Here is a 15,181-nt window from a genome sequence, read left to right as displayed (position 1 = left end):
GCGCGTACACGGCCGTGGACAGGGCCGAGACCCCCGAGGGCCGCGTGACCGCCTGGAAGGCGAACGCCACCGGCCCGGCCCTTCTCGCCCGCGCCTGCGTCGAGCACGGCATCACCCTGGTCCACGTCTCATCCGACTACGTCTTCGACGGCACCGCCGAGGTCCATACCGAGGAGGAGCCCCTCAGCCCGCTGTCCGTCTACGGCCAGACCAAGGCCGCCGGCGACATCGCCGTGGCCGGCTGCCCGCGCCACTACATCATGCGCTCCAGCTGGGTCATCGGCGAGGGGCACAACTTCGTCAAGACCATGAAGGGCCTCTCAGACCGCGTCGCCGACCCCGAGGACAAGCTGGACAAGATCACCGTGGTCGAAGACCAGCTGGGCCGCCTGACCTTCACCCGCGACATAGCCGGGGCCATCTTCCACGTGCTGGGGACGCACGCCCCCTACGGCACCTACGACTGCACCGGCTCGGGTGCGGTCAGGTCCTGGGCCGACATCGCCCGCGCCGTCTTCGAGGCCGCCAACGGCAACGGCGACAGGGTCGTTCCGGTCAGCACCGCCGACTACTACGCGACCGCTGCAGGCCCCATCGCCCCGCGTCCGGTCCACTCCGCGCTCGACCTGTCCAGGCTCGAGTCGGTCGGCTTCCGCATGCCCGATTGGGAGCATGAGTTAATTAGTTATATTCATATGAACTTGTAGCGGGAAGGGGTCAAGCACGATGGAAGAACCCGTGGTAGACATAATTATGGCCACATATAATGGTGCAAAGTATGTATCAGAGCAGATTGAATCAATTCAAAAGCAGTCTTATAAAAACTGGCGTCTTCTTATCTCTGATGATTGCTCCTCTGATGCCACTTTGGATATTGTGAAAAGTTATACAAATTCAGACGATAGAATCAAATTGATTTCAAATGAAGTCAAATTCGGTGGGGCTATGCCTAATTTTTTAAACGCTTTGAGTAAATCTGAGTCATCTTTATTCATGTTCTGTGATCAAGACGACATTTGGCTTGAGGACAAAATAAAAATTAGCGTTGAGTATATTACGAGCCTTGAGAATGAATTCGGTACCGATAAGCCTATTTTCGTTTCCAGCGACATGAAAATCGTTGATGATGATTTAAATTTGCTTTCTTCCAGTTTTATTGACTACGAAAGATTCGGAACAAAAGATTCTTCTCTTGGCCATGCTCTAATCGAGAATAATGTTTGGGGCTGCACAATTATCGGCAATGCTTCGTTAAGAATATGGTTAAGCAGATGCGCAAGCTATGATGGTTTGATCATGCATGACTGGCTGGTAAATTTGATTTGTAAAAGCGCCGGATTTTCATATTTTATTAATGAATCGACTAGTCTATACCGTCAACATTCAGGTCAAGAAGTTGGATCTCATAAATTCTCGTTTTTTAAACTGGTGAGCGGATTTAGTCTTCAGAACTCGCGTAGTTTTTGGAATACAGTAAGAAAAAATGCTAAGGCGTTTTTGAATAACTATCAGGATTATTTACCGACTGAAAGTACTGAGATTATCAAAGGGTTTATCGATATGTTCGAATTAAGTCCAGTTAATCGAATCATTTGCGCTTATAAACACGGCTACCTTCCATCTGGTTTTTCAAGAAGGTTAGGTCAAATGATTGTTTTTCTGCTCACACCGTCGTCTGTGTTTAAGGATGTGTAATGAAAAGATACTTAGTATGGGGTCTTTCAAATCGCATTGCCGGAACAGAGATGGTAATTAATAACTACGTCAGTCATGTCGATTTCTGCTCTTTTGATTTTATTACCTTTGAACGTCCGGAAAATTTTGAGCATCTATTTCAAGGAACCGCTAACCGATATTTCGTTATAACCGCAAAGAATCACAACCCGATTAAGTATTACCGTGATTTAAGATTATTTTTCCGCGAGCATAAAGGGGAATATTCTGGATTATGGTTTAATACAAATCATGCGGCGAATATTGATGTACTCAACTATGCCCATAAATCAAAAATTCCTCGTCGAATTGTACATAGTCATAATTCGAAGGACCCTGAATCCCTTCTGTTGAAGGCGCTTCATCGTCTTCATAGAAAACGGATGCTAAGAGCGGGGACGGAATTCTGGGCATGCTCGGATGTTGCCGCTAAGTATATGTTTCCAGAGAAACAGTATCGGTTTGTCCCAAATCTGGTGGATTCTGAAAGGGTTGCTTTTTGCGAGGAAAAGCGAAATAAGTTACGCAAGGATTTAGGTTTAGACAACGCGTTTGTAATTGGATCTATTGGCAGGTTGTCGCCTCAAAAGAATCATAGCTTTCTCGTTAAGGTGCTTGTCTCACTTTGTGCACTGAAGCCAAATGCATTCTTGGTTATTGTGGGAGAGGGAGAACTTCAGGATGAGATAACCTCTTTGGCGGAATTAATGGGTGTTAAGGATAAGGTGCTTTTTGCTGGCGCCCAAAATGATATCCAAGCTTGGCTTTCATCTTTTGATGTCTTTGCCTTTCCGTCGCTTTATGAAGGTTTGCCCGTTTCGCTACTAGAAGCTCAATTTAATGGGTTACCCTGCGTTATTTCAGATCAAATTACTCAAGATGCCGTGATCTCCAACAACTGTTTTACCTGCAATATCGACAGTCCAGACGAATGGGTTACGGCTATCAATATGAGTACTAGAAAGCCAGCGACCGTTTCTTTGGGCGCTTCTGCTGATAAATATGATATTAGGCGATGCGCTATAATTTCGCATAAGCTGTTTGACTAATCATGGAGAACCGTTTTGAGTGCCCCAATTGCTTTTATTAATTTAGATGGCATTAATGTAACGCCTTATTTTGAGCACTATGAGCACCTGCTCGCAAAGCCATATGACTATATCTATTGGCAGCGTTCAGACATTGGCGTTGAGCCCGATGCGCAGAAGGTATGGCGCTACAAACATACGGTCTCTAGTACCGGATCAAAAAAGTATATGGATCTGCTCGCGGGCTATTTTGGATTTAGACAATTTGCCCGTCGCATTTTGTTGAGCGAAAAATATCAGAGGGTGATTGCGCTTACTGGAAACAGTGCTGTCTTAGTCGGGGATGTTCTTAAACAAAAATATAGAGGTCGTTATTTAATTGACATTAGGGATTATTTTTTAGAAAACAATCCCTTATATCGTATGTTGGAGGAGAAGATAATAGACAGTTCGGGTCTTTCGATTATTTCTTCCCCTGCGTATACCTCCTTTCTCGGAGAGCACGATTTTCTTCTGATGCACAACGCTCATTTGATTCCTCAGTCGGACATTTTGCGTGTAAATCGGAGAAAAAGGCCAGGGACGCCTCTGGTGCTTGCTAGCATTGGTACAGCAAAGAACATTGAGCTAGATAAACTCGTACTCGATTATTTTGCAAATGATTCTCACTTTAAATTGATGTTCCTCGGACGTGGTTATGAGCAGCTTCGTCCTTATATTGAAAGCAAAAAAATCGAGAATGCTGTAGTTTCGGGTGAGTTCGATTCTTCTCAGACTTATGCTCTTTATGAGAATGTCGATGTTGTCATGAGTATGTATGGTTCGAAGTCGACTCACGTAAAATACCAGCTAACAAATAAGTTATATTATGCAGCTCAGTTGCATCTTCCGATTCTCGTTAGCCCGGGTTCCTATATGGAGACAATTTCATCTGAGTATGATTTTGGTTTAGCTTGCGATCTATCTGACGAGAGTCTAAAAGATAAGATTTTTGAAATGTTTGAGCCATGTAAGTTTAAACGCATGTGCGATCGCATGGATTGTTTTATGGAAGATGTATTGGCCACCAATAGGAAGACCAATCTTTCGGTTCAGGCATTCCTTCAATAGCTTTTATTTATCCTTCCAGTAAAGAAAGATTCCAATGTGCATAATCAGTTTAATCGTCCCTTGCTATAACGTGGAGAAATATCTTCCACGTTGTCTTGATTCTCTTGTCAGCCAAACTCTCCAAGAGATTGAAGTCATATGCATCAATGACGGCTCTCCCGATAGGTGCATTGATATTCTTCAGAATTACAAGAAAGAATATCCAGATAAGATTGTTGTAATCGACAAAAAAAATGAGGGCGTTTGGCGTGGTCGCCAAGACGCGATCGCTTTGGCAAAAGGTGAGTATATTGGCTTTGTCGATAGCGATGACTATGTTGCTCCCGATATGTGCGAATCCTTATATCGTTGTGCCTTCGATAACGGTGCCGATATGGCTGTTTCTGGTTTTTACAGAGTAGATGCTGATTCTGGGAAAGTCTTAAATGAAGAGATGACCGATGCCCGTAAGGCTTTTTCAGTGAAAACAGACCCCGTTCAATTGCTTCAACTGAACGGTGCACCTTGGAATAAAATATTTAAGGCCCATCTGTTGAAGGATATGTACGATTTCAAGAATCCTCCAAAAATATTTGACGACATGATGATGCATCTCTTGGTGTATCCCTTCGTTGACAAAGTCGCTTTTGTCCCTAAGCCACTTGTTTATTACGGCATTCGAAACGATTCGATTATGACTACTATTTCTAAAGAGAAGGTCGACTCGACGTATCGATGCATGCGAGAAGTTAAAACTGTTTATAGGTCTTTAGATGCTTCTCCTAATTTAATTGAGTTTCTTGATCTATCTGCTGGTTTACATCTCGGCGTATCGCTGATGTTCAGGCTTGCGTACGATAAATCGGCAAATTTGAGGGATGTTATATCGGAAAACGATGAATATCTTGATCAGCACTTTAGTACTTGGAGAACGGCTGACATTCCATCTAATAGCAAGGCAATGCGAAAGATTAAATTTGCTAGGGCTGTCCGATGCTCTGGTCAGTTCCTTTTAGCACTAAAGGTTTATCGTGTTATGGTGGATAAATTCGGTATTGACATTAAGTGGTAGCGTATATCCTTTATACAGTTTTAGCCATAGTTAGTATTTTTTATTGTATGTATTTGTGGATACGGGGAGTTTAAATTGAGTTTCGAGCTTTGTCGACCTGATCAATCTAGATACCTTGCTCATTTCACAAAATGCAATTCACGTGGAGGGAAAAGCTCGGCGAAGGACATTTTCAAGAAAATATTATCCGATAAGACGATTAAAGCGCATAGCGTTCCCTGGACCAAGGGTCCGGCTGTCTGTTTTACGGAATGTCCTTGGACTAGTATGACTAATCATGCAAATAACTATAGCCCGTATGGAATTGGATTCACAAAGAAGTATATCTATGAGCGTGGGGGTAATCCCGTCTTCTATGTTCGTCCGGAAATATTTTCGAAGCAAGAATGGGACGTTTCAATTATAAATTATTTCACGCCTTTTGTTCCGAAGTATGCACCGGAGGATACGAAAGCTGAATTCAAAAAGAATGGATTCGAACAAGACTACCTTGATTATTCCCATGAAAGAGAATGGCGTCTGCTAGAGAATCTTGAGTTTGACTACGCCGATATTTCATTCTTGGTTGTAGATAAGGCTGAGGAGATTGAAGAGATAGTCAAGGTAACAAATGGAGGCGTTTCTACTAATTTGATTTTGCCGATGTCCACTTACAAAATGATTGAATCGTTATGGCCAGTTCATAAAATAGATACGACATTATAGTTTCGCTAGCAACCTATTTATATAGTTTTTAGTTTTCTGTCTAATGTTATAGTGTGAATTTGTTTCCGTCAGGCACCGGCTTGGATTCGACTCATTACTCGTTGTGGACACATACCTGGGTTTGCCCGTTTAAGTATCTGCCTTACTTCTGCTGTCTGTTCTTTGTTCGGATGCTTGGCGTCTTCCTGGCGGGGATGTTAAATTCAGCCAATGCGCATATTCGTTGATTGCGTACGCTAATATATTGGGGATATTAATAACAGCGAGAATGGATTTGCGTGTCCTATAGTCCAAGAACCCTTGTTGCCATTCCGGCATATAATGAGGAAGAGTGCATAGAAAACACCATTATCGAGCTTAGGCAAGTCGCGCCAAAGTTCGATTTTGTAGTTATTAATGACGGATCTCACGACCGCACGCTTTCTATCTGTGAGAATATCGGCTGCAATATTATTGACATGCCTATTAATTGTGGCCTGACTGTTGGATTTCAGACTGCAGCTCGATATGCCGTTGACCATGGATACGACTATATGATCCAATTTGATGCTGACGGGCAACATCGTCCGGAGTATTTGGCTGCTCTTGTTGAGAAAGCGGTAAATACTGGTTCCGACATTGTTATCGGTTCTAGGTTTCTGACTGTCCGAAAAGATAAATCGATGCGCATGGTTGGTTCACGCATGATTACCGTCTTAATTAAGATGCTAACCGGCCATCGCATCAGCGATCCCACATCTGGCTTTAGGTTGTTTAGTCGCTCTGTACTCGAAAGGTACTATTACGACAACACTCTTAATCCCGAGCCAGAATCAATTGCTTTGTTTTTGAAACAGGGATATTCAGTCTCTGAGGTTCAGGTTTCGATGCGTGAGCGCCAAGGTGGAGAGAGCTACTTAAATCCGGTTAAATCTATGCAGTACATGCTCCGGGTATTCGTAACGCTTCTTATTGTTCAGTGGTTTAGGTGATGGTTGTGTCAATATCACTCCGCGTGTTGCTGATTGTCAGCGCTGCTGTTGTTTTGTTATTTGTAGTTCGAAAGCTCAAGAAGTCCCAGATGCAGGCTCTTGATTCGCTATTTTGGTTGCTGTTTAGCTTGAGCTTTGTAATTCTCGGCATTTTTCCCGAAATAGCAATCGCTTGTTCGGCTCTTTTTGGTTTTGTTTCTCCTTCGAACTTAGTGTTTTTGTATGTGATTGCCGTTCTCGTTGTGCGGGATTTCTGCAATTCGCTGCGCTTGGCCAAGTTGGAGGAACGTCTTAATTCTCTTGTCCAAGCAGTCGCTTTAGATAAATAGTGCCTTTTTAGGTAATAGGATTGTTTATGAGCATTTGGATTTCATTTATTGGCGCAATTGTTGTGGCTACTTTTCTGCTGTTATTTCCTGGATATCTTTTGCTTTTTCCTTTAAAGGGTATTCGGTTGCCAAAATTGGCAATTGCCCCAATTGTTTCTATTTTCATTACTTGTGTGACCGGCGTTATTACTTCGACGTTATTTCAATCTATTAACGTATGGGTTTTTATCTGCCTTGAACTAGCGATTCCGGTTTTTGTTTTGGTCGCATCTTTTGTTTGGCACTGTGCGGGGCCTGCTCAGATGCCCGTAGGGTCCTGTTCTTGTTATTTGAATACTAAAGACGTTGATTTCCATCAAGTCCTGTACCTGATCGTTGGGTTTATTGCTGCTATCTATGTCTTTGTGTCCGTTCTCGGTTCGCCTGAGTTTTTTTCAGTTTCGATAGACAATTCGTATCATCTCAATGAGATTCATGCTCTTGCCGCCACTGGCTGCTATTCTCCTGCGGGAATAAGCGTTTACCCGACCGTTCCTGGATATGGTTCCACTGGAGCTGGGTTTTACCCCGCTGCATGGCATGTAATTTGCGCACTGGTGAGCAATCTTCTTTCTATTAGCGCTGCTGTCGCTATCAATGCAGTTAATTTCTCGTTTGTTGCTTTCGTATTTCCAATGAGCTGCTTTGCGTTGATGAGTGCCATTACTGAAAAAAAGACTTGTCTCGCACTGGGAGCTTTAATTTGCATTACTGCATATGCGTTCCCGTGGAGGCTGCTTACCTTCGGCGTCCTATATTCAAATCTTGCCGCTTTTTGCCTTGTATGCTCAGTTTGTTCCGTATTCATGAGTCTAACTAAGGGCGAAGGCCTGTCTATCCAAAACAGAGTTTTGTTGGCCTTTTTATTTCTTTTCGGGTTGTTCGATCTATTTTTGCTTCAACCTAATGGGGTTTTCTCTGTTGGCGTTTTGCTGCTTCCATACGCGGCTGCAAGGTTGTATAACTTTTGCATTGCGAAAAATCTCACTCCGCTCAAGTCGTTTTCTGCTGCGGTTGGCCTAGTTGTTTGCTTTGTTGCCGCTTGGATCGTTGCATATAATTTACCCATGATGCAAGGAGTTGTTAGCATTAGCTGGGGCCATTATACGTCGCCTTCGCAAATGTTGGTCAATTTCCTCTGCCAGTCGTACTCTCCGGATTCTCCCAGTAATCTGGTTCTTGGTTTATTCGTCATTGTGGGACTGTTTTATACTCTGCAGCGCGTTGAGCTTCGCTGGATGCCTGTTTCTTATTTTCTTGCGTTAGCCATCCATTTCTCCACAGGTGCTACAGAGGCAGTATTTAAACCGTGGTTTGCTGGATTTTGGTATACAGATCCATATAGAACAGCTACGTTGTGCACGCTTGCTGCGTTTCCGTTGGCGGTCCTTGGTTCTTCGATTGTTTTCGTTGAGCTAAGAAAGAGAATTCTTGACGGCAAGCATATGTCTGCCGGATCGTTCAATCGACTTTATCCCGCTATATTTGTCGTGCTTTTTGTTACGGCTGTTTTCTATCCTTCATTTCAGATTCCGGGCTTGCTAAACGTTGAAATGGTTTTTGGCAAAACAAGGAATGTAATTAAACGAGACTATGACATGTGCAACCCAGAGGAATTAAATGTGAAAGAGCTTGAGTTTGCATCGTCGGTAAAGGAGATTGTGGGTGATTCCGTTGTTTTAAATTCGCCCTACGACGGATCAGCTTTTCTTTACGGGTCTTCTGATATTCAGGTGTACTATCGCTCTTTAAACAGCTCTCCCGAGAATGACCCTAACGAGTCGATTGCCAGTAGGGCCATAAGGCATGGACTCTATAAGATTGGGTCGGATTCAGAGATAAGGCAGGCCGTTAAAGCATCTGGTGCCCATTATGTGCTATTGCTCGATTCCGATAATTGTAAATCAAGAGGTCATGTTTTTACGTATAACCCGAATGACTGGGATGGTATCGAGGAGATTAACGATAAGACTCCTGGGTTTACACTATTAAAAAAATCGGGGCATTCTAGGCTGTATCGCATCGATTTAGAGTAATTATTGTTTTAGTATCAATTGAAATTGGAGCCTCATGCAGTTTAAGTTGGCGAATCTCATCTTCAGTGGTAATCAGGCGTTTGATCAATTCCCGACCCTCTCTTTTAGAGAGCTAGCCGGTAGGGCGATTTCCGATTCTCCATCTTCTCTGAGATTGCTTGGTTCTTCTTGCGTTGATTTTTCTACTTATTTTAATTCTCTTTCTATAATGAAGTGGAAAGAGTACTCGAATGCTGGGTCTTTTTATCTTCATTTCAAATATCGGGGTGCCGGTTTTGATTTTCAGGAGAGGACCGTTGGTAATCTTGATTGGAGCTCCCGTGTTGTTCCGGACTCCAATCGTAGCTTCTCTTCTTCTGGTGTTTGGGCTTCCGTTGATATCGAAATTACCGAGCAGGCTGGTGAAATACTTCATTCCTTTAGCATTGAAAGTGTCGGCGATTTGACGCTTGATGATGCCTATTATTATGCGGATGTTGATCCTTGCTGCATTCATCCAGTCGAATTAGCTCTTGCTATTACGACATTTAAAAAAGAACAGTATGTCCTTAACAATCTAAATCTCATTAAAGAGGGGATTCTTTCTGGTAAAGAGCCAATTTCGGAACATTTTCATGTCCATGTTGTCGACAACGGCAGATCGTTAGACTGCAACTCTGGATCGGATCGTATTTCGATTCATCCTAATCCAAATGTCGGCGGTTCCGGTGGGTTTGCTCGTGGCATGATTGAGGCGCTGGAGCAGAATCCTAAAGCGACTCATGTTCTCCTGATGGACGACGATGTTGAGGTTCTTCCCGAGAGCTTTATCCGTACGTTCAACCTGCTTTCTCTTCTCAAAGAAAAATATGTTAACGCCTTTTTATCGGGCGCCATGATGAGCTTGGAAGAGCCCAATTTGCGTACCGAGGATTTGGGGTTCTTTACTGCTAAGGGAACTTTTTCTCCCCTTAAGCCTGAAGGCTATATGACTTCACTTCATGATGTAGTTGAGACCGAGATATATAAGGCCCCAACTGGCCTTTATGAGGACACTGTCCAACAGTATGCTGGCTGGTGGTATTGCGTTATACCTACCGCAACGATTGAGCGCGAGGGGCTGCCTTTGCCTCTATTTGTTCGTTCGGATGACGCCGAGTACGCGCTTCGCTGTAAACCTAGGTTCATGTCCATGAATGGTATTTGCGTTTGGCATAATTCTTTTAAGTTTAAGTATAGTGCCGCTGTGGAGCGTTATCAGGTGAGCCGAAATACGCTGATTAGCCAAGCGACGACCGGCGTTGCTCCCCTTGCTGATTTTCTTTATGAGATTCGTCGTGAGGTCGAACTCGACCTGAAGAAATTTGACTACGATGATGCTCTTCTTGCGGTAAAAGGCCTTGAAGATTTTTTGAGAGGTCCGGAGTGGATTTCTCATCCGGTTGCTGAAGCTCGCTTTATGGCGGCAAATCGTGAAAGGGAACAATTGATTCCCATCGAGCAACTCATCCCTCAAGCGCTAGAGCTGGGCGTCGACTTGACGCAGTTAACTTTTGGCAATTTGAGTCTTGAGGGCGACAGGTCTAGGCTGCAGGCATTTAAGGATTATCTGACCATTAATGGCCACCGTTTCGTTAACGATTCGGTAAAGCGTAAGGGCAAGGTTGCTGTTATTGATGCTGCGGGATGGGTTTATCCCGCCGGTAAAATCAGGGATGTTGATACGCTTATTGTGGTAGATATGCCTAATAAAAAGGGCGCCATTAGACATATGGATAAGAAGCGATTCAAAGAGGTTTGGACTCGTTTTCGAAAGGCCGAGAGGGAATTCAAGCGTAACAAAGATAAGATTTATGCCGAATTTGCTTCGTATAGAGATGTCTTTACTTCGATTGATTTCTGGAAACAGTATTTGAAAGAGGCGTCTGAGTAGTCTTCGTGTGAGTGGGTTTCAAAGTGGGACCCACTCATTCTTTTGTATCATAAGTGTAATTGTGCTTCGTTCATTGTTTGTCGTTGGGAAGGTTAAGTCATGTCCTTGCTTTCAAATATAAAAAAGATTCTTCCCGGCTCATCCCGATCATTACATGCCATGCATGAGGATATGGATCGCCGTTTTGACGAGGTATTTTCGCGTATCGAGCAGGCTGATAACGGCATCAATATGAATATCAATTACAAATTCGATACTCGGTTATTTCCAGAAATCGAATTGCTCAAGCAACGCCAACAAAGTTTGTCAGAACAAATGAGCCTTCGATTTGAATTGTTAGCGCGACGTGCGTACCCTGATCTCACCCCTTTTGAGCTCCGTTGTAAAATCTTTGATGCGTTACCCGACGCCGAGGGTGATATTAGATTGATGCAGCAGGCAAACGCGGCGTTGATGAGTAAGCTGGACGCGATTTGCACTGCCAATAATATCCAATACTGGCTTTCTTACGGCTCTCTTGTGGGGACTTTGTCTCGATCGGGGTTTATTCCTTGGGATGACGATATTGATATCTGCATGATTAGGTCCGATGTGGATAAGCTCGCTGCCGTTTTGAAAGACGACCCTGAATATCAAATCACTCTCGTATATGACTGGTTTGTAAAGTGTCGTCAAGTTCGCTTTTGTTCAACTAATTCGCTTATACCTTGTTTTGTGGACATTTCGATTTACGACCGGGCGGCCGTGAATTCCAAGCGCGCGAACGATCAGCTTAAGCAACTCAGAATTGAACTCATGGACTATTTTGACCAACATGAGGGTGAGTTTAGTTTTTGGAAAGATAATCCTTGGATGGTTCATCCCGAAAGTGGTCTTAGCGTGCAGTGCGGGGATGTTGACTTGGAAGCTCAGAGAACAGTTGTTTCTTCTGCGGAGATTGATCTTGTCCAGAGCGTATTCGATTCGTTTAACGAAAAGGCTCATGATCTAGGTTTGTTGACCGATGAGTCTCATGGTGATTTTGCATACGCGATTGATAACGTTTTTGATGCCCCTAAACGTAAAATAATTTGGGACTGCAACGATATCCTTCCCGTAAGAAAGCATCCGTTTGACAGCTTTTCTTTTTTGGTTCCCGCGAAAGCGGAAAAGGTCGCTGATGATTGCTATCCTGGATGGCCTTACATGCCTATGGACATCTGCGGACATGATCATTTTGCAAAGGATGTTTTGTCTGATCCTGATGTTCGTTCCGCGATGGCAAGGTTTGTCGACGAATGTAATTAGTAGTTGCAACGGCTTTGATTAAGGTATCTAAAATGCAGTTTAAACTTGCGAATGTTGTACTTAAAGTTGAAAAGCATGCAAAGGGTTTTCCTGAACTCTACTATCGCGTGCTCTCCGGTGATGCTTCGTATGATGACAACATTCATTCACTTCATATCAATGGAAACGTTGACTTTCTGACGTATGTAAATGGCCTATCTGCATGCAAATGGCATCAATATGCGTCTGTTGACGGCGTCGTCTTGCATATGGCTTTATTTGGCAGAGGACGGGTTGTCGTTCATGGAGTGAGGTCTGGCGAGCTGAATCCTGTCGAGCTTAGATCGTATCCTTTTGATGGCGAGAAACTTGATCCTTGCTTTCTCGATATCGATATCGATACAACCGGCTACGACTTGATCGGTTTTTGGATTGAGAGCGACGAGGGCTATTCCGTTGACCTTTTGAGCGCTTCTTACCTGACGGATGTTCCTGAGGGCTCAATTAACCCGATCAATCTTGCTCTTTCTACCACCACATTTAAGAATGAACGATATATTCTTCCAAACATTGAGCTCGTTAAAACCGGCATCTCTAAAGAGGACGGTCCGATTCGCGATCACTTCCACATGTTTGTCGTCGACAATGGCCAGACGCTCGATTCCGCGGCGCTATCTGACGAGTTGGTTACCGTACTCCCGAATCCCAATACAGGCGGTTCGGGAGGATTTGCACGTGGAATGATGGCGGCTACCGAAACTCCTGGTCAGTTCACCCATATCATCTTGATGGATGACGATGTCTCTATCATGCCCGAGAGTTTGATCCGCACGTTCAATCTCCTCTCTCTTGCTAAGGGCAAGTATAAAGACGCCTTTATTAACGGCGCCATGCTCTCAATGGAGGACCCTACTCGTCAGTTTGAGGATGTCTCGTATGTGGCGACTACCGGTGCCTATCGTCGCGTAAAAGAGGACCTGAATGTTGGCAAGCTGTCCGACATCCTCGAAAATGAACGTACGAACGTTGAAGTTGATCAGGCCTATGGAGCTTGGTGGTATAGCTGCATTCCGGTGAAGGCTATCGAAAAGAACGGCCTTCCCATGCCTTTCTTTATCCGCTGCGACGACGTTGAGTTTGGCATGCGCAATAAGCCTGTCTACATGACCATGAATTGCATTTGCGTGTGGCATGCAAGCTTTGAGGGGCGTTTCCGCGCATCGGTTGATTGCTACCAGTACTTCCGCAACTTCTTTGCCATGATTGCTCTCGATGATTGTGCTGATGAGAAGATGTTTGTCCTTCGTATTCAGCGAGGGGTACGTCAGAACTTGCGCGATATGGACTATCAGGCTGCCGAGTTTATTCTCGATGGCTTTGAGGATTATCTGCGTGGCCCTGAGTATCTCCAGAAGCTTGATGGCGCCGCGACGATGATCGGCAAGGGTAAGTTAAACGAAAAACTGATTCCTGTTTCTGAAATGGATCCGGAGCTTCTTCGCAAGGGCGGGGTTACGGAGCAAATACTCGCTAATGTTAATCTGGAATTCCATCCCTCGAAATTTATGAAGTATTGGAGATCTATTCCTTACGACAAGCACTATCTTCCCGATGTGCTGTTGCGCGGAAAGCCCGGCTATGTAGTTAAGAATGGCAGCTGTACGCTCGAGGGCAATTCGACGCGGTGTAAGACGCTGGTCTTTCTTGATCCGACTCGTGAGAAGGGTTCAGTCCGTACGATGGATCGAGCAAGGTTTAAGAGTATTCGCCGTCGCGAGCACGAGCTGATGAAGCGCTATCGTAAAGAAGGCAAGAGCGTCAGGGGGGCATGGGAAGATGCCATGCCGTACATGACTTCACGAGAGTTCTGGGAAGAGTACTTGGGACTTAAATAAGAAGAGGCCCGGACTGAGTCCGGGCCTCTTCTTATTTATCTATCTTAGAATTTCAGCCGGTGCTGCCTGATTTTTGACTGAATGGGTCCAATGATCAATGTGTCGACCAACGATGCTATTGCTAACGCCAATCCATATGCCAACGTCGTCGCGAGTAGCCAGATGAGTAGTCGGAGTGGCCATTCTAGCGTCGCATATCCACCATTCAAAGCAGTTGTATAGACAATGCTGATGGCGAATTCAATTGTTGTGTATTGAAGGAGATAGATTGAGTAAGATCTTTTCGCAGACCATTCAATGGCTTTAGATAATACATCCGAAGAGATTTTAAGCCTGTCTATAGCAATAAATGTGGCAACAGTTGTAATCATCCAGTTATAACTTGGGTCTGCTCGTTCGAATCCGAAATACGCGCTAATAATGTCTAAGATAAAGAACAGAATGCCGGCAACCTTAATTAGGCGAACTTCTTTAATATCCAGTAATGGGCTGACGCGTTTTATGAAATACCCCATACAAAAGAATGTGAAATATGTTCCACCGAGTAGCGATAGGGGTATAAAGTGCTGAAGCATGTTTACGGCAGCCGCAAAGGTTATGTGTTGATAGTTGATGAGCAGGGACTTTGCAACGCATGATAGCCCGCCCCACGCATAGATTCCTAGGGTTACGAATAAGGCTATTTTGCAGGTATGATCATCGAGCGCATCAAACATTTTCGAAAGTATCGGTGCTACCAAAATGCAAGGTATGAGTGCTGGGACAAACCACCAACCGCCTTGAACCAGGTCGCTTGTATACCGTATATAGTTCGTATCCTGTAATGAGCCGGTGGCAGTTTTGAATGCGTACAATAGTCCGGCATATACAAAGATGGGTAGCAATAGAGACAAGGCTTTATCGAGCAGGTAATTCTTGTAACTTTTCTTAAGTGGCTTAAATGCGAAATAGCCAGACAAGCAGAAGAAAATCGGATCACAGATAATGGCGGCTGTGCTTGCTATTGGGCTCGCGTTGATGTTTCTAAAGCTGCCCAGTTGTGGTGCAATATGGACAACAACAACCAAAAACATCGATAGGGCTCTTAGGAGATCCCAGTTTGCAAGACGTTTGCTTGTGCTCATTG

13 protein-coding genes are annotated in these 15,181 nt (G+C 44.3%); 12 read left to right on the top strand and 1 reads right to left on the bottom strand.

Annotation, left to right across the window (positions count from 1 at the left end; translation table 11 throughout):
- The 12 genes from AAAX73_RS05645 to AAAX73_RS05590 form a co-directional block, all read left to right on the top strand.
- Positions 1-707 (top strand): sugar nucleotide-binding protein (locus AAAX73_RS05645; RefSeq protein ID WP_349125311.1); only part of this gene is annotated, 707 nt, incomplete at its 5' end.
- Between the two features lie 19 nt (positions 708-726).
- The gene (locus AAAX73_RS05640) at positions 727-1,695 is read left to right on the top strand and encodes a glycosyltransferase family 2 protein (protein WP_349125310.1); all 969 of its coding nucleotides are present in this window, start codon (positions 727-729) and stop codon (positions 1,693-1,695) included.
- On the top strand, positions 1,695-2,762 hold the full coding sequence (locus AAAX73_RS05635; protein ID WP_349125309.1) for a glycosyltransferase: 1,068 nt from the start codon (positions 1,695-1,697) through the stop codon (positions 2,760-2,762). Before AAAX73_RS05640 ends, AAAX73_RS05635 begins: the two co-directional genes overlap by 1 nt.
- Positions 2,763-2,777: 15 nt before the next feature.
- Positions 2,778-3,851: a hypothetical protein gene (locus tag AAAX73_RS05630; RefSeq protein WP_349125308.1), complete on the top strand. Its 1,074-nt coding sequence runs from the start codon at positions 2,778-2,780 to the stop codon at positions 3,849-3,851.
- A gap of 34 nt (positions 3,852-3,885) precedes the next feature.
- Positions 3,886-4,902: a glycosyltransferase family 2 protein gene (locus AAAX73_RS05625; RefSeq protein ID WP_349125307.1), complete on the top strand. Its 1,017-nt coding sequence runs from the start codon at positions 3,886-3,888 to the stop codon at positions 4,900-4,902.
- 75 nt (positions 4,903-4,977) lie between these two features.
- Entirely contained in the window at positions 4,978-5,607 is a 630-nt protein-coding gene (locus tag AAAX73_RS05620; protein WP_349125306.1) for an abortive infection system antitoxin AbiGi family protein, read from the top strand.
- A gap of 278 nt (positions 5,608-5,885) precedes the next feature.
- Positions 5,886-6,578 carry a glycosyltransferase family 2 protein gene (locus AAAX73_RS05615; RefSeq protein ID WP_349125305.1) on the top strand — a complete coding sequence of 231 codons (693 nt, stop codon included), beginning with the start codon at positions 5,886-5,888 and terminating at the stop codon, positions 6,576-6,578.
- Positions 6,578-6,907, top strand: coding sequence for a DUF2304 domain-containing protein (locus AAAX73_RS05610; protein WP_349125304.1), 330 nt, complete (start codon positions 6,578-6,580; stop codon positions 6,905-6,907). The genes AAAX73_RS05615 and AAAX73_RS05610 overlap by 1 nt, the downstream gene beginning before the upstream one ends.
- A gap of 26 nt (positions 6,908-6,933) precedes the next feature.
- Positions 6,934-8,982, top strand: a complete 2,049-nt coding sequence (locus AAAX73_RS05605) for a DUF6541 family protein (protein ID WP_349125303.1) — start codon at positions 6,934-6,936, stop codon at positions 8,980-8,982.
- A gap of 34 nt (positions 8,983-9,016) precedes the next feature.
- On the top strand, positions 9,017-10,894 hold the full coding sequence (locus tag AAAX73_RS05600) for a glycosyltransferase (protein WP_349125302.1): 1,878 nt from the start codon (positions 9,017-9,019) through the stop codon (positions 10,892-10,894).
- Between the two features lie 99 nt (positions 10,895-10,993).
- Positions 10,994-12,181, top strand: coding sequence for a LicD family protein (locus AAAX73_RS05595; RefSeq protein ID WP_349125301.1), 1,188 nt, complete (start codon positions 10,994-10,996; stop codon positions 12,179-12,181).
- 32 nt (positions 12,182-12,213) lie between these two features.
- Complete coding sequence (locus AAAX73_RS05590; RefSeq protein ID WP_349125300.1) at positions 12,214-14,055, top strand: glycosyltransferase; 1,842 nt, start codon at positions 12,214-12,216, stop codon at positions 14,053-14,055.
- A gap of 44 nt (positions 14,056-14,099) precedes the next feature.
- Here AAAX73_RS05590 and AAAX73_RS05585 read toward each other — a convergent pair whose 3' ends face one another.
- Complete coding sequence (locus AAAX73_RS05585) at positions 14,100-15,179, bottom strand: acyltransferase (protein ID WP_349125299.1); 1,080 nt, start codon at positions 15,177-15,179, stop codon at positions 14,100-14,102.
- Between the last annotated feature and the right edge of the window lie 2 nt (positions 15,180-15,181).

The sequence above is a fragment of the Collinsella sp. CLA-ER-H9 genome (assembly GCF_040092295.1).
Taxonomy (GTDB): domain Bacteria; phylum Actinomycetota; class Coriobacteriia; order Coriobacteriales; family Coriobacteriaceae; genus Collinsella.
This window is presented reverse-complemented; position numbering and strand designations above follow the sequence as displayed.

What these genes read in the sequence shown, in the direction of transcription:
- AAAX73_RS05595 (WP_349125301.1), top strand. Translation starts at nt 10,994, where the DNA reads ATGTCCTTGCTTTCAAATATAAAAAAGATTCTTCCCGGCTCATCCCGA.
- AAAX73_RS05610 (WP_349125304.1), top strand. Translation starts at nt 6,578, where the DNA reads ATGGTTGTGTCAATATCACTCCGCGTGTTGCTGATTGTCAGCGCTGCT.
- AAAX73_RS05585 (WP_349125299.1), bottom strand. Translation starts at nt 15,179, where the DNA reads ATGAGCACAAGCAAACGTCTTGCAAACTGGGATCTCCTAAGAGCCCTA.
- AAAX73_RS05600 (WP_349125302.1), top strand. Translation starts at nt 9,017, where the DNA reads ATGCAGTTTAAGTTGGCGAATCTCATCTTCAGTGGTAATCAGGCGTTT.
- AAAX73_RS05640 (WP_349125310.1), top strand. Translation starts at nt 727, where the DNA reads ATGGAAGAACCCGTGGTAGACATAATTATGGCCACATATAATGGTGCA.
- AAAX73_RS05590 (WP_349125300.1), top strand. Translation starts at nt 12,214, where the DNA reads ATGCAGTTTAAACTTGCGAATGTTGTACTTAAAGTTGAAAAGCATGCA.
- AAAX73_RS05625 (WP_349125307.1), top strand. Translation starts at nt 3,886, where the DNA reads ATGTGCATAATCAGTTTAATCGTCCCTTGCTATAACGTGGAGAAATAT.
- AAAX73_RS05605 (WP_349125303.1), top strand. Translation starts at nt 6,934, where the DNA reads ATGAGCATTTGGATTTCATTTATTGGCGCAATTGTTGTGGCTACTTTT.
- AAAX73_RS05635 (WP_349125309.1), top strand. Translation starts at nt 1,695, where the DNA reads ATGAAAAGATACTTAGTATGGGGTCTTTCAAATCGCATTGCCGGAACA.